This is a genomic window from Micromonospora sp. DT178, from assembly GCF_049841695.1.
Classification (GTDB): Bacteria; Actinomycetota; Actinomycetes; order Mycobacteriales; family Micromonosporaceae; genus Micromonospora.
Genome location: NZ_JBNCKV010000022.1, coordinates 37,042 through 55,047, shown reverse-complemented (window position 1 = coordinate 55,047; position 18,006 = coordinate 37,042). Strand labels below are relative to the sequence as shown.

The following is an 18,006-nucleotide window of genomic DNA, read 5'->3' as shown; positions in this document are numbered from 1 at the left end:
GGTGTTCCTGTCGTGACCGCTAAGTTCCCGACCCGCCGAAAACCCAAACCGGTCCGACCGACGAGGACGACGTCGTACGTCAATGGCACATGGCGCGGCGATTGCCCCCGCGCGACCATTCGCGCAGGTGGCGCCCTTCCGTCCGGCGGGCGGAGCGCGAGGGCTGCGGGGCCGAAAAATTCCTTCGACGCGGACGGCCGACGCCCCGGCCGGGCGGGACCACCGAGGGGTCCGCAGCCCGGCCGGGGCGCCGGCCGTCGTACGTCGTCATCCGCCGGACGCACCGGCGGCGGGTCACTTCTTGCCGGGTGCCTTGGCGTCGCCGGAGTCGGAGGAGAGCGCGGCGATGAAGGCCTCCTGGGGGACCTCCACCCGGCCCACCATCTTCATCCGCTTCTTGCCCTCCTTCTGCTTCTCCAGCAGCTTGCGCTTGCGGCTGATGTCACCGCCGTAGCACTTGGCGAGCACGTCCTTGCGGATCGCCCGGATGGTCTCCCGGGCGATCACCCGGCTGCCGATCGCCGCCTGGATCGGCACCTCGAACTGCTGGCGCGGGATCAGGTTGCGCAGCTTCGCCGCGATCGTGACGCCGTAGTTGTACGCCTTGTCCTTGTGCACGATCGCGCTGAACGCGTCGACCGGCTCGCCGTGCAGCAGGATGTCGACCTTCACCAGGTCGGACGCCTGCTCGCCGGAGGGCTCGTAGTCCAGCGAGGCGTAGCCCTTGGTGCGGCTCTTCAACTGGTCGAAGAAGTCGAAGATGATCTCCGCGAGGGGCAGCGTGTAGCGCAGTTCCACCCGGTCGGCGGAGAGGTAGTCCATGCCGAGCAGGCTGCCCCGGCGGCCCTGGCAGAGCTCCATCACCGCGCCGACGTAGTCGTTCGGGGTGAGCACCGTGGCGCGCACGACCGGCTCGTACACCTCGGCGATCTTGCCCGTGGGGTACTCGCTCGGGTTCGTCACGACGATCTCCTGGCCGTCCTCGGTGATGGCCCGGTAGACCACGTTCGGCGCGGTGGAGATGAGATCGAGGTTGTACTCGCGTTCCAGCCGCTCCCGGATGATCTCCAGGTGCAGCAGGCCGAGGAAGCCGCAGCGGAAGCCGAAGCCGAGCGCGCCCGAGGTCTCCGGCTCGTAGTCGAGCGCGGCGTCGTTGAGCTTGAGCTTGTCCAGCGCCTCGCGCAGGTTGGGGTAGTCGGAGCCGTCGATCGGGTAGAGGCCCGAGTAGACCATCGGCTTCGGGTCCTTGTAGCCGCCCAGGGCCTCCGTCGCCGGCCGGGAGTTGATGGTGATCGTGTCACCGACCCGGGACTGGCGGACGTCCTTCACGCCGGTGATCAGGTAACCCACCTCGCCGACGCCGAGCGCGTCGGCCTTCACCATCTCGGGCGAGATGACGCCGATCTCCAGCAGCTCGTGCACGGCGGCCGTGGACATCATCTTGATCCGGTCGCGGGCGCTGATCCGCCCGTCGATGACCCGGACGTAGGTGACCACGCCCCGGTAGACGTCGTAGACCGAGTCGAAGATCATGGCGCGGGCGGGCGCCGCCGCGTCGCCGACCGGGGGCTTGAACTGCCGGACGATCTCGTCGAGCAGGTACGGCACACCGTCGCCGGTCTTGCCGGAGACCCGGATGCAGTCCGCCGGGTCGCCCCCGATGAGGTGCGCCAGCTCCTCGGCGTACTTCTCCGGCTGGGCGGCCGGCAGGTCGATCTTGTTGAGCACCGGGATGACGTGCAGGTCGTTCTCGAGCGCCAGGTAGAGGTTCGCCAGGGTCTGCGCCTCGATGCCCTGCGCGGCGTCGACCAGCAGGATCGCGCCCTCGCAGGCGGCCAGCGACCGGGACACCTCGTAGGTGAAGTCGACGTGGCCCGGGGTGTCGATCATGTTGAGCACGGCGGTCTCGCCGGCCCGGTCGCCCTCCCGGATGGTCCAGGGCATCCGGACGGCCTGGCTCTTGATCGTGATGCCGCGCTCGCGCTCGATGTCCATGCGGTCGAGGTACTGCGCACGCATCTGCCGGGGGTCGACCACGCCGGTGAGCTGCAACATCCGGTCGGCCAGGGTCGACTTCCCGTGGTCGATGTGGGCGATGATGCAGAAGTTCCGGATGCGCGCCGGGTCGGTGGAACCAGGAGCGTTCGCGCCGGAATCGAGCGTCGGTGGCACAGCGGTCCGTTCTGGTCGGCTGACGTGAGCGGGCCGGCACGACGCCAGCCCCCTCTATGCTCCCACGTCGCCGCCGCGCGTCCGCTGTGCGGGCGATCCCCACCGCCGGGACCGCCCCGGGAGCGCGGCCCGCGCCCGGCGGCACAGGGGCGAGCGGGGTCACTCGGCGGGCGGCTCGACGAAGAGGGCGGCGAGCTTCGGCAGCCGCCGCTTCGCCTCCTCCTCGTCGTCGAAGTCCCAGAAGTCGTTGAGGTCGGGCACCGGGGCCGGCTCCGGGTCCGCCGGCAGATCGGCGGCGGTGACCCGGCGGTACGCGTCCCACGGCGCCGCCAGCATCTCGGCGGCCGTGAACTCCTCGCCGCTGAGCGAGGCCGCCCTGACCTGCGGCAGCCCGGCCAGCGAGTCCGGGTCGGCGACGGCACGTGCGAACACCTCGCGCCCCTGGGTCATCAGCCAGCCCCGAAAGTGGTGGAAGCCCTCGTCGGACACGCCACCGTTGATCAGGTAGGCGGCGCCCCAGAGGTCGACCTTGTGCGAGGCGGACAGCACCCGTGCCTGGTGGCGGGCGTACCCGACGATGTCCTCCGGGTCGCGCTCGGCGAGCAGGGCGACGGCCCGCGCGGCGACCGCGTGCGGCTCTCCTCCGCCGCCGGCCCGGGCCCGGTCGATCAACTGCCAGAAGTCGTCGGTCCTCATGGCCTGGCAGTCTGGCAGACCGCGCCCCCGCCGCCGCCCCGCCACGGCAGGCCCGGCGGGTCGCGGGCGCCGGAGGCGGTGGCGGTGCGGCCCGACCCGCCGCCCGGCAGCATGGTGGCGTGACCCCGACGTCCCCGCCGCCCGTGCCGTACCACGCGACCGCCCGCCGGCCGGAGTGGGCGACGCTGCCGGCCGCGCTGCGTACCGCCGTCGGCGAGCGGCTCGGCGCGCCCGTGGTCGCGGCCCGGGTCGCCGGCGCCGGCTTCACCCGCGGTTTCGCCGCCGTGCTCCGCACCGCCGCCGGGGGCCGGGCCTTCGTCAAGGCCGCCGCCACCGCCGAGCAACCGCGACTGGTCGACTGGTACGCCCGGGAGGCCGCGATCCTCGACCGGCTGCCGGACGGGCTGCCGGCGCCCCGCCCCCGGTGGACGCTGTACGAGGCCGGCTGGTTCGCGCTCTGCCTGGACGCCGTCGACGGGCACACCCCCCGGCTGCCCTGGGACCCCGCCGAGCTGACCGCGACCCTGACCGGGTACGCCGACGTCGCCGCCGCGCTGGCCGACGCCCCGGCCGGGCTGCGCGAGCTCGGGCTGCCCCACCTCGCCGACCTGGCCCGGGACGACATCCTCTGGTGGGGCGAGGTGGCCGCCGGCCGGGAGCCGGCACCGCCGCTGCCCGCGCCGGTCCGGGACCGCCTGCCCGACCTGGTCGCGCTGGAGTCCCTTCTCCCGGCGTACGCCGCCGGCGCGACCGGTCTGATCCACGGCGACCTGCGGCTGGACAACGTGCTGATCGACGGGACGGGGCGGGCCTGGTTCTGCGACTGGACGTGGCTCTGCCAGGGGCCGGCCTGGTTCGACCTGGTGACCCTGCTGCTCACCGCGTACGCCGACGGCCTGGACGCCGACGCGCTCTTCGCCCGGCACCCGGCATCGGCGGGCGCACCGCCCGACGCGCTGGACGCCGCCCTCGCCGCCCTGTCCGGCTACTTCCTCACCACCGCCGCCGCGACGCCCGGGACCGCGTCGCCGCACCTCCCCGCGCACCAGCGGTGGAGCGGCGAGCAGTCACTCGGCTGGCTCGCCCGCCGGCAGGGCTGGACCTGACCTGCCGGCGGTTGCCGCGACCGTGGGGCGCGGCGCCCGCCAGGGCGGGGACCGAGCCGTTTTGGCTCGTCCCGGGCAACCTGGTAACCTGGCTCTTCGCGCAGCGATGACGCATGCTCGTCGCGCGCGGAAGCAGACCAACCCGAGCTATCAAGACGAGGCTGTCGCGTGGCGAACATCAAGTCCCAGATCAAGCGCAACCGGCAGAACGAGAAGCGCCGGCTGCGTAACAAGTCGGTCAAGTCGTCGCTGAAGACCGCCGTCCGGAAGTTCAACGAGGCTGCTGAGGCCGGTGACGTCGAGAAGGCCACCGTCCTCATGCGTGACGCCTCGCGCAAGCTGGACAAGGCGGTCAGCAAGGGCGTGATCCACTCGAACCAGGCCGCGAACCGCAAGTCCGCGATCGCCAAGCGCGTGGTGTCGCTCTCCGCCTGACGAGGCGACCTCAGACCTGACCGGAAGCCCCGGGAAGTGCCCGGGGCTTCCGGCTGTCTGCCGTACCGCGTTCCGTACCACCACCCGGCCGGGGTCCCCTCCGCCGGGTTCTCGTCGTCGCCGGCTCCGGAGGCACGAGTGACGCCTGCTGTCCCGAGAAATCCGTACCGCCCCCGCCGGACGGGATGCGGCCAAGCGGGTCGCCGGGGACGCACGCGATCGCCGCGACCCGAGGCCACCCGGATCACGCCGCAGGCAGGGCCATGGGCCTGATCGCGCGCATCCTTCCACACCAGATCTTGGCGAGAACCGGCCCCCAGCCGGGCCGTTTCCTTCCAAGATCTGAACCGAGGCGACCCGCGGCGGGCGGCGGGCGGCAGGCGGCAGGCGGCAGGCGGCAGGCGGCAGGCGGCAGGCGGCGGATCGTCAGCCCAGCGGATCGTGGTGGGCGCGCTGCGGGCCGAACTCGGCGTCCGCGCGAGCGGCGTCCCGCTCCCCTGTGCCGTGCTGCGGGTCCAGGTGCGCCTGCCGGTCGCGTACGGCCCGCGCGGCGCGCGGCATCGCCGACGCCGTGACGACGACGCCCGGCACGGTGTGCGCGACCCAGTCGACCCTGGCCCGCCCGACCACCGGCTCCATCTGCTGGCGGAAGCGGTCCCGTTCCTGCTCGGGCACGAGGGCGGCGGAGCGGACCACCATCGCGGCGACCATGTCGTTGAGCTTCACCATCGCGGCCACCGTGGCGGGCAGGATGAGCACCGCCCACCAGGTGACCAGCTCGGCGAGGGCGAGCAGCGCGGCGAGCGCGACGGCGCCCTCGAAGAAGAGGAAGCAGAGCACCCCGCCCGGGTTGACGAAGCGCAGCCGGAGCAGGCGCGCGTAGAGCGGCCGGTACCGCTCCTCGTCGGCGGGGATCGTGGCCCACGAGCCACGGGGTGCTCCGCTCACCTGGCGCCACCCTGCCGGGCGGCGGCGACCGAGAACACGGCCCGCTCCAGCGCGTACGCGCGGTCGTCCGAGCCGCCCTTGACGGCCGCGTTGCACTCGGCAGCGGCCTGCATCGCCTGGACCAGCCCCTCCGGCGTCCAGCCACGGGCCCGCTGCTGAGCGGACCTGATCTTCCACGCCGGCATGCCGAGGGTGCTCGCCAGCTGGAAGGCATCGCCCCGACCGGCGGCGGCGACCCGGGCCACGGTGCGGACGCCGTCGGCGATCGCGTCGGCGATCGGCACCGGGTCGACCCCCACGTGTAGCGCCCAGCGCAGCGCCTCCAGCGCCGCGGGCACGTCGCCCACCATGGCGGCGTCGGCGACGGTGAAGCCGGTCACCTCGACCCGGCCCCGGTAGTAGCGGGAGACCGTGTCGGCGCCGATGCGCCCGTCGGTGTCGGCCATCAGCTGGGAGCACGCGGCGGCCAGCTCGCGCAGGTCGTTGCCGACCGCCGCGATGAGCGCCTCGGCCGCGTCGTCGGTGCACTTCCCGCCGGCCCGGCGGATCTCGTCCCGGACGAAGGCCACCCGGTCGCGGTGCCCCTTGAGCTTGGCCGCCGGCACCACCGTCGCGCCGGCCACCTTCAGCCCGTCGGCGAACGCCTTGCCCTTGGCCCCACCGAGGTGCAGCACGATGAGCTGCACGTCCGGGTCGGGGTTCTTCGCGTACGCCAGCAGGGCCGCCACCAGGTCCTTGCGGGCGTCCTGGCCGGCGCGCAGCACCAGCACCCGACGCCCGCCGAAGAGGGACGGGCTGAGCATCTCGGCGATCTCGCCGACGACGAGGGCACCGGCCTGGTATTCGCGGACGTCCACGTCGGGGTCGACGCCGCGGGCCTTCGCGACGGCTTCGGTGACCGCGCGCGTGGCGAGCAGCTCCTCGTCGCCGAGGACGAGCAGAATGGGAGCGAGGCTGGCGGCGGTCACGCCGCCCATATTCGCACGGCCGGCGGCCGGATCCAGTCTGCTCGTCGGCACTGCGGGTGCGGAGCCCGCACTCAGCGCAAATCCAGACATTTACCTCAGTCCACCGCTAAAGCCGATAATCGGCGTCGATTTCTACCGTTGTCGTCCCGGCGGCGTGCCCCGCGTCACCACCCCGAGACCGGCCCGGCCGAGCACCGCCGCCACGTCCCCGTCCGTGTCGGTACGCAGCACCCGCGCCCCGCCCCGGGCCAGCCGCCCGAGCACTGCCGGATTGGGATGCCCGTAGGTGTTGCCCGTCCCCACCGGCACCAGGGCGACCACGGGACGCACCGCGTCCAGGAATGCCGGGTCCTGGTAGGCCGACCCGTGGTGCGCGACCTTCAGCACCTCGGCCCGCAGGCCGCCCGGGCCCGTGTCGTCCAGCAACGCCCGCTGCTCCTCGGTCTCTGCGTCCCCGGCGAGCAGGATCCGTACGCCGGAGACGGTAGCGAGCAGCATCAGCGAGTTGTTGTTGGGATCCGACCGGGTGCCGCGCAGCGGACGGGGCGGGCCGACGATGGTGAACTCGACGCCCCCCTCCCGGTACCGCCAGCCGGCCGCGCCCGCCACCACGTCGACGGAGTGCGCCGCGGCCTCGGCGAGGACCAGTTCCCGCCCGGCGGCGGGCTCCGGCCACTGCGGGGTGAGCACCGCGCCCACCGGTCGACCCCGGAACACGCCCGCGACGCCGCCGGTGTGGTCGACGTGGAAGTGGCTGACCACCAGCAGCGCGACCTCCCGCACGCCCAGCCGGCGCAGGCAGCCGTCCGCCGCCCCCGGGTCCGGCCCGGCGTCGATGACCACCGCCCGGCCGGCCGCCACCGGCAGCACGACGGTGTCGCCCTGGCCGACCGCGCAGGCGGCGACCACCCAGCCCGCCGGGGGCCAGCCGGGGGCGGCCAGCCGTACCGGCAGCGTGCCGGCCACCACGGCGACGACGACCACCGCCACCAGCCGGCGGACCACCGGGTGCCGGGTGGCCACCAGCAGCGCGACGGTCAGCCCGGCCAGCAGCAGGGCCCCCGTCACCCCGCCCGGCCACGGCAGCGTGCCCGCCGGCAACCGCGCGCCCTGCCGCGCCACCGTGACCAGCCACCAGGCCGGCCAGCTGGCCAGCCACGCGACGAACTCCGCCCCGGCCGGCCACACGGGCGACACCGCCGCCGCCAGCACCCCGAGCACCGTGGCGGGCGCGATGGCCGGCACCGCGAGCAGGTTCGCCGGCACGGCGACCAGGCTCACCGTGCCTGAGATCCCGGCCACCACCGGGGCGCAGGCGAGCTGCGCGGCCGCCGGCACGGCCAGCGCCTCGGCGAGCCCGGCCGGCACCCCTCGACGACGCAGCCCGTCGCGCCACCTCGGGGCGAGCAGCAGCAGACCGCCGGTGGCCAGCACGGAGAGCGCGAAGCCGGCGTCGCCGGCCAGCTCCGGGTCGACCAGCACCAGCACGGCCACCCCGGCGGAGAGGGCGGGCAGCGCCGCCCGGGGACGCCCGGCAGCCAACGCCGCCAGCCCGATGGCGCCCATGGTGGCGGCGCGTACCACGCTGGGCGAGGGACGGACCAGGATGACGAAGCCGACCAGGGCCAGCCCGCAGATCCCGGCGGCCAGCCAGGGCCCGGCCCGCGCCCAGCGGGCCAGCAGCAGCACCGCGCCGACGACGATGGCCACGTTGGAGCCGGAGACGGCGTTCAGGTGGGTCATGCCGGTGGCGAGGAAGTCCTCCTCCACGGTGGGCGGCAGCCGGCTCGTGTCCCCGACCACCAGACCGGGCAGCAGCCCACCCTGCTCGTCGGGAAGCGGCGCGCAGGCGCGTTGCAGACCGGCACGCAGCGAGCCGGCGGCCCGCTGCGACGACGGGGCGGCCCCCTGCGGCGCCGGCGGCCCGGCCGCGCTCAGTACCGCCGCGGTCAGGTCGCCGCCGCGCGGGGCGGCGAGCCGTCCTTCGGCGGTCAGCCGCTGCCCGGGCAGCAGCCCCCGCCAGCCGGGATCGGTGGCGAGGACCAGCACGCGGGCCGGCGTCGCGATCCGCCGCCCGTCCGGGCCGGTGAACCGGGTCAGATCGGCCGGCACGAGCAGGGTGGCCGGGCGCCCGGCGACGCCGCGTACGGGACGGGGGTCGTCGCGGACGACCAGTTCGGCGGTGACGAGGGCCCGTTCCTCGACCAGGGCGCGAACCGGTCCGGCGTCGCGGACGGACAGCCGGGCGGCGGTGGCCGTCGCACCGCAGACCACGCCGAGCAGCACGGCGACGGCGATCCAGCCGTACCGCCGGGTCGGGCCGGCCGGCCGCCCGAGGACGCCGGCCAGGTGCAGCCCGCCCAGCCCCGCCGCCCCGGCGGCCACCGCCGCCAGCAGCAGGGCCCCGCCGACGGTCAGGTGCAGCCCCGCCAGCGCGGCGAGCCAGGTGGCCACCGCCAGGCCGGCCAGCCGCAGGTCGATGGCCGCCGCGACCCGCTCGCCCCCGGCGTCGACGCCGGCGGCCCCGGGGCCGGACGGGCCGGGCACGCCGCCCGCCGTCACACCGTCACCAGGTCCTTGAGTTGCTCGTAGCGGGCGTCGCCGATGCCGTCGACCTGGCGCAGGTCGCCGACCGAGCGGAAGCCGCCCTGCTGGTCGCGGTGGGCGAGGATGCGCTGGGCGAGCACCGGGCCGACGCCCGGCAGCGCGTCGAGCTGCGCGAGCGTCGCGGTGTTGAGGTTGAGCCGGCCACCCGCGCCGGGCGCCCCCGGCGCGCCGCCGACAGCCGCCCCGGGCGGAGGTGCCGCGCCCGGGGGTGCCGCGACGCCGACCAGGATCAGCTCGCCGTCGGTGACCCTCCGGGCCGGGTTGAGCAGGGCCACGTCCACCCCCGGCAGCGCCCCGCCGGCAGCCTCCACGGCGTCGGCGACCCGCGCGCCGGCCGGCACCCGGACCAGCCCGGGACGGCGTACCTTGCCGGCGACCGCGACCACCAGCTCGCCGGCCGGCGTGGCGGCCGGTTCCGCGAGGCCGGTCACCGTCGCGTCGGACGCCCCGGCGCTGGCCAGCGGGCGGACCGGCTCGGCCTGCGGCCGGGACCGCCAGGCCCAGAAGCCGGCCCCGAGCACCACCACGACGGCGACGGCGGCCAGCGCGCGCACCCCCCGCCGCCCGGGGTCGAACGCCCCGGGCCCCGGCAACCGGGACGCCACACCGGCCTCGGGGGCGCGGGCCGGCGGGTCGGGTTCCGGCAACTCCGCCGCGCCGGCAAGGGACGACGCCGGTGCGCGGGGCGGCGACGGGACCGGCTCCGACACCCCGACCAGGCCCGGATGGTCGACGGACGGTCCGCCGGGCCGTCCCACGGGATCGTCCGACCCGCCCGGGTGCGCCCACGGAGCGGTCGACGGCCGGCCCGCCACCAGCCGGCGCAGTCGTTCCCGGACCACCGTCTCCTCGTCGTCTGACACGACGCGAGGCTAGGTCCGCGACGACGGGACGCGAGGCCGGTCGGCGCCCGGCTGTGGACGACGGCCCCGCCTGTGGACAACCGCCTGATCAAGGGGCCGATGTGCTAGGGCGGCGAACAGCCGCAGGTCAGTGCGCCTCCGGGTCCGGCCCGAACACCGACCGCCCGCCGTCGACCGGCAGGGTCACCCCGTTGACGAAGCCTGCCGCCGGTGACAGCAGGTACGCGACGGCCTCCGCGGCCTCCGCCGGCCGGCCGATGCGACCAACCGGGTGCAGCCGGGTCAGCTCGGCGTCGATCCACTCCGCCGCGGCCGGCTCCTGACCCGCCAGGAAGGCGGCGTGCCGCTCGGTGGCGATCGAGCCCAGCGCCACCGCGTTGGTCCGCACGCCGCGCGGCCCGTACTCGACTGCCAGCGACCGGGTCAGTCCTTCGACGGCCGCCTTGGCGGTGGCGTACGGCAGGCAGCCGGGCACCGGCCGGCGGGCCTGGTGGGACGAGATGTTCACGATGGCCCCGCCGGTGCCGGCCGCCAGGAAACGGCGCACCGCCGTCGCGGCCCCGACCACGGCGGGACGCAGGTTACGCCCGATCAGGTCGAGCACCTCGCCGACCGGGTCGGCGTGCAGCGAGGCGTCCCGGAACACCGCCGCGTTGTTGACCCAGCCGGTCAGCGGCCCGGTCCGTTCCGCGAGGTCGGCGGCCCGGGCGGCGACCTCCTCGTCGGCGGCGTCGCCGACGACCGCCGTCAACCGGTCGGCGGCCGGGTGCCCGGTCAGCCAGGCCACCGCGTCGGGGTCGTGCTCGATCACCACGACCGTCTCGCCCACGTCGGCGAGCCGCTCCACGACGGCCCGGCCGACCCCGCGCCCACCACCGGTGACCACACAGGACATCGCATCCTCCCCGTTCCGGCGGCGGCTCGACCGCCGCCTGTCGGCCCGGCGCCTACGTTGCCCCGTCCGGCGGGGCAGCTCGACAGCGGCGACGCACAGCACGGAAGCGGACGCGAATGCCCGCCGGTCCCGGACAGCACGGACGCGCGGTCACCCCGCCGGTCCCGCCTCCGTGAGGCGGGGCAGTTCGACTGCGGTGGCACACCCGGGCGGCGCGGGCGTTCCGGGATCGAGACTAGCCAATGTCGGGCGGCAGGCGGTGCACGACGACGCAGGCCAGGCCGGGCCCGGCGTGCGCGGCGACCACCGCGCCGGCCTCCGAGACGTACGAGTCGTGCAGGCGGTCACCCAGCCGGACCTTCAGCGCCTCCAGCAGCGCCTCGGCCCGCTGCGGCGCGGCGAGGTGGTGCACGGCCAGGTCGACCTCGGCGTCGCCGGCGGCCTCGACGGCCAGGTCGACCAGCCGCGCCACGCCCCGGCTGGCCGTACGCACCTTGTCCCTGAGGACGATCGCGCCGTCCGGCATGTGCATGATCGGCTTGACCGACAGGGCGGTGCCGAGCAGCGCCTCGGCGGCGCCGATCCGCCCGCCCCGGCGGAGGAACTCCAGCGTGTCGACGTAGAACCAGATGCTGGTGCGGGCGATGGCGTCGACCGCGGCGTCGCGTACCGCCGGCAGGTCCTCGCCCCGCTCGGCGGCCGTGGCGGCGGCGACGGCGGGGAAGCCGAGGCCCATGCCGGTCGAGCGGCTGTCGACCACGGCGACCCGGTCGTCGAACCCGGCGGCGGCCAGCCGGGCGGCCTCCACCGTGCCGGAGAGCTCGGCCGACAGGTGCACCGAGACGATCCCGTCGGCGCCCGCGTCGAACAGCTCCCGGTACGTCCGGGCGAACTGCTCCGGCGCGGGGCGGGAGGTGCTCGCCGAGACGCGCCGGCCGCCGAGCGCCCGGGCGGCGTCGGCGGGGGTGGTCTCCACCCCCTCCAGCCCCTCGGCGCCGTTGAGCACGACGGCCAGCGGCACCACCGTCAGCCGGTGGTCGCGCAGCAGCTCGGGCGGGAGATAGGCGGTGGAGTCGGTGACGACCGCGACGGGCATGCCCGGCACGCTAGCCGATGTGGCCGGGGAACGCCCGGGTCAGACGGCCTCGGTGGCCGGGACGGTGATCAGGCCGACGTTGTGAGCGCGCAGGTGCCAGCCCCGGGCGGCGTCGTGGCGCAGCTCGGTCCAGTGGCAGTTCTGCAACGAGCCGATGGTGCGCAGGACGGCGTGCTCCCAGCCGAGCAGGTGGCCGCAGCCCTGCCGGGCCGCGCCGCCGTGGGTGGCCACCACCACCGTGCCGCCGGGCACGGCGTCGGCGGCGTCGGACAGGGCCGCGCCGACCCGCTTGCCGAGGTCATCGAGGGTCTCGATGCCGGCGCCCGGGTCCGGGTCGCCCGCCCGCCAGCGGGCGAACTCGACGGGGTGGCGCTCGGCGGCCTCGGTGAGGGCCAGCCCCTGCCAGGACCCGAAGTGCCGCTCGCGCAGCCGCGGGTCGGTGCGCACCGGCAGCCCGGTCAGCGCGGCCAGCGCGGCGGCGGTGTCCGCCGCGCGGCTCAGGTCGCTGGCCACGATGGCGTCCGGACTCAGCCCGGCCAGCAGGGGCGCCGCGGTGCGGGCCTGCTCGCGGCCGAGGTCGTTCAGCGGTACGTCGGTCTGCCCCTGGACCCGGCTGGCGGCGTTCCAGTCGGTGTTGCCGTGCCGCCAGATGATCAGGCGGGTCATTCCGCGGTGGTGGAGCCGGTGCCGGACTCGGCGTCGACGAGGTCGCGGTCGACGAACGGGATCGTCGGGCAGTCCTTCCAGAGCCGGTCGAGGCCGTAGAACTCGCGCTCCTCGGTGTGCTGGACGTGCACCACGATGTCGACGTAGTCGAGCAGCACCCACCGGCCGCCCCGCTCGCCCTCGCGCCGGACCGGCTTGGCCTTCTCCGGCAGCTCGAGCAACCGCTCCTCGATGGCATCGACGATGGCGAGCACCTGACGCTCGTTGGGAGCCGCGGCGAGCAGGAACGCGTCGGTGATGGCGAGCTGGTCGCCCACGTCGATGATGACGATGTCCTGCGCCTTCTTGTCGGCCGCGGCCTGGGCGGCGGCGATGGCCAACTCGTGGGCGCGTTCGGAAATTGTCACCGTTCTCCTTCGATCAACCGTGCGATCCTCCAAGCGTCTCACACCCGACGGAATCCCGACTCGTCAGTTCTGGCGCGTTACCCGCCCGAACCATCCCATACCGGGCCGAATCACGGCTGGTAGAGGCGTCGCTTGCCGATGTACTGCACCACACCGTCCGGCACCAGGTACCAGACCGGCTCCCCCCGGGCGACCCGGGCCCGGCAGTCCGTGGACGAGATGGCCATGGCCGGGACCTGCACCAGGCTCACCGTGTCGGCCGGCAGGTGCGCGGCGGTCAGCTCGAAGCCCGGCCGGGTCACGCCGATGAAGTGGGCCAGCTCGAAGATCTCGTCCAGGTCCTTCCAGGAGAGGATCCGCTCCAGCGCGTCCGCCCCCGTGATGAAGAACAGCTGCACCTTCGGGCCGTACTCGGCGTGCAGGTCGCGCAGGGTGTCGACGGTGTAGGTGGGCCCGCCCCGGTCGATGTCCACCCGGCTGACCTGGAAGCGCGGGTTGGAGGCGGTGGCGATGACCGTCATCAGGTAGCGGTCCTCCGCCGGGCTGACCGGCTCGTCCGCCTTCTGCCACGGCTGGCCGGTGGGGACGAAGACCACCTCGTCCAGCCCGAACCGGTCCGCCACCTCGCTGGCCGCGACGAGGTGCCCGTGGTGGATCGGGTCGAAGGTGCCGCCCATGATGCCGACCCGCCGGATGTCTTCCTCCACCCCGCGATCCTAGGCCGGGCGGAACCGGCGGCCCCGAGGGGCCGCCGGACCGTCCCGCCCGGCGGGCGGCGTCAGGCCGCCGCCGCGGCGACCGCCGTCCGGGCGACCAGGGCGCGGCGCAGGTCGTCGTCGGCGTCGGTGACCACCCGGCGCAGGCCGGGGGTGATGTCGTCGCGGGCCAGCAGCGCCGCGGCCGCCTCCCGGGTGGGTTGCGCCACGGCGTAGCGGGGGAAGGCCGACTTCGCGATCTGGTCCGCCACCCATGGCGTACGCGAGCGCGCGGCGGCCGGCATGTCGGCGAAGTAGCGCGCCACGTAGCCGGCGGTCAGCTCGGCCTGCTCGGGCTGCCAGAAGCCCTCCGCGGTCGCCTCGACGAGCCGGTTGGACAGCTCGGTGTTCGACACGACGATCTCCCACGCGGTCCGCTTGGCCTCCGCGTCGGGCAGCGCCGCGCGGCAGCGGGCGGCCCGCTCGGCGCCGGCGGCGCTCGGGTCGGCCGCGGCCTCGGCGGCGATCTCCGCCGCGCCGGCCGCGCCGAGCACCACCAGCCGGAGCAGCAGCGACCAGCGCAGCTCGGCGTCGACCGCCAGCCCCGGCGGGACGTCCCGGCCCGCGAGCCAGCCGGCCAGCCGGTCGGCGTCGGTGCTGGCGGCGAGCCAGCCCCGGGCCGCCGCGAGCTGCAACGAGCCGCCGGCCGGGGCGCCGTCGAGCAGTTTCCCGCAGGCGCCGGCGACCTGCGCCAGGGCGGCCTCGCGGGCGAGCGGATCGAGGTAGCGGTCGACCAGCGAGCGGCTGAGCGCGAGCACGTCCTCGGCGATGATCACCTCGGTCTCGGCGGGGAGGGCGGCGGCGATCAGGGCGACCAGGCCGGCGACCGGCCGTTCCCCGTCGGTGGCGGCGTCCAGCGCCTCGCCCCAGAGCAGCGCCCGGGCCAGCGGGTCGGCCAGGCCGGGCAGCACCAGCGGCACGGCGTCCACCGACGCGGGGTCGAGCCGGATCTTGGCGAACGTCAGGTCGCCGTCGTTGGGCAGCAGCAGCCGGGCCGCCGGCTCGCCCGCCAGCCCGGCGAGCACCGTCCGGCCGCCGTCGGCGTCCGGGTCGAGGTCGACCTCCGCCCGGACGACCGTGCCGTCGGCGGCGTACCGGCCGACGCCGAGGCGGTGCGGGCGCAGCACCGGGTGCGACGCGGGGGCGGTCTGCCCGATGGCCACCTCGGTGTAGCGGCCGTCCGCGTCGACGGTGACCTCGGCGCGCAGCGTGTTGACCTGCGCCGAGCGCAGCCAGCGCTCCGCCCAGCCGGACAGGTCGCGCCCGCTGGCCGCGGCGAGGCTGCCGAGCAGGTCGGCCAGGGTGGCGTTGCCGAACCGGTGCTTCGCGAAGTGGGCGTTGAGGCCGGCGAGGAAGGCGTCGTCGCCGAGCCAGGCGATGAGCTGCCGCAGGACGCTGGCGCCCTTGGCGTACGAGATGCCGTCGAAGTTGAGCAGGCCCTCGGCGGCGTCGGCGACCTCCTCGGGCGCCACGGGGTGGGTGGAGGGGCGCTGGTCGGCCGCGTAGCCCCAGGCCTTGCGCCGCAGGGCGAAGGTCGTCCAGGCCGCCTCGAAGCGGGTCGCCTCGGCGGTCACCCGGGTGCCGAGGTACTCCGCGAAGGACTCGTTGAGCCACAGGTCGTCCCACCAGCGCATGGTGACCAGGTCGCCGAACCACATGTGCGCCATCTCGTGGGCGATGGTGGTGGCGCGCTGCTCCCGCTCGGTGTCCGTGACCGCGGAGCGGAAGACGTAGTCGTCGCGGAAGGTGACGAGGCCCGGGTTCTCCATCGCGCCGGCGTTGAACTCCGGCACGAACGCCTGGTCGTACTTGCCGAACGGGTAGCGCTCCGCGAAGAGCTGGTGGAACCGGTCGAGGCACTGCTTCGTGACGGTGAGGATCTCCTCGGCGTCGGCGTCCAGGTGCGCCGCGAGGGAGCGCCGGCAGTAGACGCCGAGCGGGATGCCGTCGTGCTCGTCGCGCCGGACGTGCCAGGGGCCGGCGATCAGCGAGACGAAGTACGTCGCCAGCGGCGCCGTCGGGGCGAACTCCCAGCGCCCGGGGCGCGGCGTGGCGGCGAGCTGGCCGTTGGCCGCGACGACCCAGTGCGGCGGGGCGGTGACCGACATGGTGACCGGGGCCTTCAGGTCGGGCTGGTCGAAGGCGGCGAAGAGGCGCTGCGCGTTGTCCAGGAACGACATCGCGTAGAGGTAGGTCTCGCCGTCGGCGGGGTCGACGAATCGGTGCATCCCCTCGCCGGTGTTCGAGTACGCCATCTCGGCGGCGACGGTGAGCGTGTTGGCCTCGGCCAGCCCGGTCAGCGGCAGCCGGTTGTCGTCCAGCGTGGACGCGTCGACGTCACGGTCGTTGAGGCGTACCGCCAGCAGTTTCGCGGGTTGGATCTCGACGAAGGTCTCCGCGCCGGGGGTCGCCCGGAAGCGGATGGTGACGTCGGAGCGGAACCGCTCGCCGTCGCCGCTGAGGTCAAGGTCCACCTGATAGGACTCGACGGTGATCGCCGCGCCACGCGCGGTCGCCTCTACACGGGTCAGGCTCGGCATCCGCTTATCCTGCCCGATGGGGAACCGTACGTGTCTCCCCCATGACCCGTGGCACTGGAGGACTGAACGATGGCTTCGCACCCCAAGGGCGACTTCGACCTCTCCCGGGCGGTCTGGCAGCGGGCCGAGGGCGACACCTCCGAGAGCGCCGTCGAGGTCGCCTTCGTCGACGACCTGATCGGCATGCGCAACTCCGCCGAGCCGGACGGCCCCGTCCTGGTCTTCACCCAGGCCGAGTGGGACGCCTTCGTCGCCGGCGCCCAGGACGGCGAGTTCGACCTGGACTGAGGCCGGGCTGACCGCTGCCTGCCCGACCGTGCGGGCCGGGCTGACCACGCCCGGCCCGCGCGGTCGGCCGTCAGGTGGCGGTGCAGGTCAGAGGCGGAACGGGGTTGGTGCCACTCCACGAGCCGAGGAAGCCGATGACCGTGTCGGTACCCGGGCCGAGGCTGCCGTTGTAGCTCACGTTGCGCGCGGCGACGGTGGATCCGCTGGTGGTGACCGTCGCGTTCCAGGCCTGGTCGACGGCCTGGCCGGAGGCGAGGGCCCACGTCACGGTCCAGCCGCTGATCGCCGAGCTGCCGGCGGTGACCCGGACCTCGCCCTGGAAGCCACCCGGCCACTGGCCCACCACCCGGTATTCGGCGGCGCAGGCCTTGCCGCCGCCGGTCGGGCTGGGGGTGGGTGATTTCGTCGGAGTGGGGATGGGCGAGGGCGTCCCGGTCGGCCCGCCGCCGAAGATCGTGGCCTCCCTGGCGGTGGCCCTGATGCCGTTGGCGCCGTTGAAGATCCGCTCGCCCCAGGTGGTGAGCCGCGCGGGGTCGAAGTTGGTGGCCATGTCCAGGATCGGGTCGGTGTTGCCGCTCCAGGACCAGCCGAGGTAGCCCAGACCTCGGGCCTGCGACTCGGCCAGGATCGTCTCGTGGTCGACCTCGTTGGCGTTGAACCGCCAGCCGAACTCGCCGATGACCAGTGGCCACCCGTTGTCCTCGAACCGGTCCAGGTAGTCGGTGATGGCCGTGGCCGTGTTGAACACCGCGTACATGTGGATGGACAGCACGGTGTTCTGCCGGCTGTCGGCGTCCAGGATCGCCTGCGCGTTGTCCCGCATGACGTACTGCCAGTCCTGACCCCAGTTGGGCGCGTCGACCATGAGCAGGTGCTCGAAGCCGCTGGCGCGCATCTTCGTGATCGCGGCGGTGGTCGCGGCGGTCCACTGGCCGGCGTCGACGTTGCCGATCGGCTCGTTGCCGATGTTGATGACGACGTAGTTCTCCTGGCCGACGAGCGCGCTCTTCTGGCTGATCCAGTAGTCGACCGCCTCGTCGAGCGACGCGGCGGCGCCCTCCTCGCCGTAGCCGGTGGTGTCGTGGACCTCCAGTACGCAGATCAGCCGGTTCTGCTTGCACAGTGAGATCACGTCGGCGACGTCGGTGGACGGACCCCAGCGCTTGCCGCTGCCCAGCACCACCCGGACGGTGTTGGCGCCGAGCGCCTTGACGTCGGCGAACGAGTCGGTCTCGCCCGTGTACCAGACGTGGGGGTGGTTGACACCTCGCATGACGAACGGCTGGCCGTTCGCCTCGACGATGTTGCGTCCGTCGACGTGCAGTCCCACGGCCGCGTCCGCCGGCTTGACGAACACCAGGACGGACGCGGCGACGGCGAGCAGCGCGGCGCCGACGGAGAGCAGTCTTCTCTTCATGGCCTACCTCAGGGTGAGGCCCCGACAGTTCGGGGCACAGGCACGCCTGCCCAGACGCACGCGGATGGCGTGCGCGGCGCGCTCGTGACGAGTGCGACGTACGGGTGCGAGGCCGGCTCGGCTCTGCAACGGTGCCAAGCTACTCGT

The 18,006-nt window shown here is 74.6% G+C and carries 16 protein-coding genes; 3 read left to right on the top strand and 13 right to left on the bottom strand.

What is annotated here, in order from left to right; all coding sequences use genetic code 11:
• Nucleotides 1–294 precede the first annotated feature (294 nt).
• Nucleotides 295–2,172 carry a translation elongation factor 4 gene (gene lepA, locus ACLQ22_RS29035; RefSeq protein ID WP_416611088.1) on the bottom strand — a complete coding sequence of 626 codons (1,878 nt, stop codon included), beginning with the start codon at nt 2,170–2,172 and terminating at the stop codon, nt 295–297.
• Nucleotides 2,173–2,331: 159 nt separating this feature from the next.
• Nucleotides 2,332–2,868, bottom strand: a complete 537-nt coding sequence (locus tag ACLQ22_RS29030) for a DUF4240 domain-containing protein (protein ID WP_425695109.1) — start codon at nt 2,866–2,868, stop codon at nt 2,332–2,334.
• Between the two features lie 119 nt (nt 2,869–2,987).
• Between ACLQ22_RS29030 and ACLQ22_RS29025 the strand changes: the two genes are divergently transcribed.
• Together ACLQ22_RS29025 and rpsT are read left to right on the top strand one after the other, a co-directional pair.
• The gene (locus tag ACLQ22_RS29025) at nt 2,988–3,974 is read left to right on the top strand and encodes a phosphotransferase (RefSeq protein WP_425695108.1); all 987 of its coding nucleotides are present in this window, start codon (nt 2,988–2,990) and stop codon (nt 3,972–3,974) included.
• A 168-nt stretch (nt 3,975–4,142) separates the two neighbouring features.
• Nucleotides 4,143–4,409 (top strand): 30S ribosomal protein S20, encoded by a 267-nt coding sequence (gene rpsT, locus ACLQ22_RS29020; protein WP_425695107.1) that lies wholly within the window; start codon nt 4,143–4,145, stop codon nt 4,407–4,409.
• Nucleotides 4,410–4,835: 426 nt separating this feature from the next.
• Here the strand turns inward: rpsT and ACLQ22_RS29015 are convergent, their stop codons facing one another.
• From ACLQ22_RS29015 to pepN, 10 genes are all read right to left on the bottom strand, one after another.
• Entirely contained in the window at nt 4,836–5,357 is a 522-nt protein-coding gene (locus tag ACLQ22_RS29015; RefSeq protein WP_425695106.1) for a hypothetical protein, read from the bottom strand.
• Entirely contained in the window at nt 5,354–6,334 is a 981-nt protein-coding gene (gene holA, locus ACLQ22_RS29010) for a DNA polymerase III subunit delta (protein ID WP_425695105.1), read from the bottom strand. Before holA ends, ACLQ22_RS29015 begins: the two co-directional genes overlap by 4 nt.
• Nucleotides 6,335–6,457: 123 nt before the next feature.
• Nucleotides 6,458–8,887, bottom strand: a complete 2,430-nt coding sequence (locus ACLQ22_RS29005; protein WP_425695104.1) for a ComEC/Rec2 family competence protein — start codon at nt 8,885–8,887, stop codon at nt 6,458–6,460.
• Nucleotides 8,884–9,795, bottom strand: coding sequence for a helix-hairpin-helix domain-containing protein (locus ACLQ22_RS29000; protein WP_425695103.1), 912 nt, complete (start codon nt 9,793–9,795; stop codon nt 8,884–8,886). Before ACLQ22_RS29000 ends, ACLQ22_RS29005 begins: the two co-directional genes overlap by 4 nt.
• Before the next feature lie 127 nt (nt 9,796–9,922).
• Nucleotides 9,923–10,690, bottom strand: coding sequence for an SDR family NAD(P)-dependent oxidoreductase (locus ACLQ22_RS28995; RefSeq protein ID WP_425695102.1), 768 nt, complete (start codon nt 10,688–10,690; stop codon nt 9,923–9,925).
• A 235-nt stretch (nt 10,691–10,925) separates the two neighbouring features.
• Nucleotides 10,926–11,786, bottom strand: a complete 861-nt coding sequence (locus ACLQ22_RS28990) for a DegV family protein (protein ID WP_425695101.1) — start codon at nt 11,784–11,786, stop codon at nt 10,926–10,928.
• A 39-nt stretch (nt 11,787–11,825) separates the two neighbouring features.
• A complete protein-coding gene (locus tag ACLQ22_RS28985; protein WP_425695100.1) occupies nt 11,826–12,452 on the bottom strand; it encodes a histidine phosphatase family protein in 627 nt (208 codons plus the stop codon).
• A complete protein-coding gene (rsfS, locus tag ACLQ22_RS28980) occupies nt 12,449–12,859 on the bottom strand; it encodes a ribosome silencing factor (protein ID WP_425695099.1) in 411 nt (136 codons plus the stop codon). Before rsfS ends, ACLQ22_RS28985 begins: the two co-directional genes overlap by 4 nt.
• 110 nt (nt 12,860–12,969) lie before the next feature.
• Nucleotides 12,970–13,566 (bottom strand): nicotinate-nucleotide adenylyltransferase, encoded by a 597-nt coding sequence (nadD, locus tag ACLQ22_RS28975; RefSeq protein ID WP_121400205.1) that lies wholly within the window; start codon nt 13,564–13,566, stop codon nt 12,970–12,972.
• Between the two features lie 71 nt (nt 13,567–13,637).
• Nucleotides 13,638–16,154 (bottom strand): aminopeptidase N, encoded by a 2,517-nt coding sequence (gene pepN, locus ACLQ22_RS28970; RefSeq protein WP_425695098.1) that lies wholly within the window; start codon nt 16,152–16,154, stop codon nt 13,638–13,640.
• Between the two features lie 69 nt (nt 16,155–16,223).
• On the opposite strand from pepN, the gene ACLQ22_RS28965 reads away from it, so the two are divergent.
• Nucleotides 16,224–16,442 (top strand): DUF397 domain-containing protein, encoded by a 219-nt coding sequence (locus ACLQ22_RS28965; protein WP_088992395.1) that lies wholly within the window; start codon nt 16,224–16,226, stop codon nt 16,440–16,442.
• 70 nt (nt 16,443–16,512) lie between these two features.
• Here ACLQ22_RS28965 and ACLQ22_RS28960 read toward each other — a convergent pair whose 3' ends face one another.
• Nucleotides 16,513–17,859: a cellulase family glycosylhydrolase gene (locus ACLQ22_RS28960; RefSeq protein ID WP_425695097.1), complete on the bottom strand. Its 1,347-nt coding sequence runs from the start codon at nt 17,857–17,859 to the stop codon at nt 16,513–16,515.
• Nucleotides 17,860–18,006: the final 147 nt, after the last annotated feature.

Coding starts and splice junctions, on each gene's coding strand:
- ACLQ22_RS28985 (WP_425695100.1), bottom strand. CDS start 12,452: ATGACCCGCCTGATCATCTGGCGGCACGGCAACACCGACTGGAACGCC.
- holA (WP_425695105.1), bottom strand. CDS start 6,334: ATGGGCGGCGTGACCGCCGCCAGCCTCGCTCCCATTCTGCTCGTCCTC.
- ACLQ22_RS28990 (WP_425695101.1), bottom strand. CDS start 11,786: ATGCCCGTCGCGGTCGTCACCGACTCCACCGCCTATCTCCCGCCCGAG.
- ACLQ22_RS28995 (WP_425695102.1), bottom strand. CDS start 10,690: ATGTCCTGTGTGGTCACCGGTGGTGGGCGCGGGGTCGGCCGGGCCGTC.
- pepN (WP_425695098.1), bottom strand. CDS start 16,154: ATGCCGAGCCTGACCCGTGTAGAGGCGACCGCGCGTGGCGCGGCGATC.
- ACLQ22_RS28960 (WP_425695097.1), bottom strand. CDS start 17,859: ATGAAGAGAAGACTGCTCTCCGTCGGCGCCGCGCTGCTCGCCGTCGCC.
- ACLQ22_RS29030 (WP_425695109.1), bottom strand. CDS start 2,868: ATGAGGACCGACGACTTCTGGCAGTTGATCGACCGGGCCCGGGCCGGC.
- ACLQ22_RS28965 (WP_088992395.1), top strand. CDS start 16,224: ATGGCTTCGCACCCCAAGGGCGACTTCGACCTCTCCCGGGCGGTCTGG.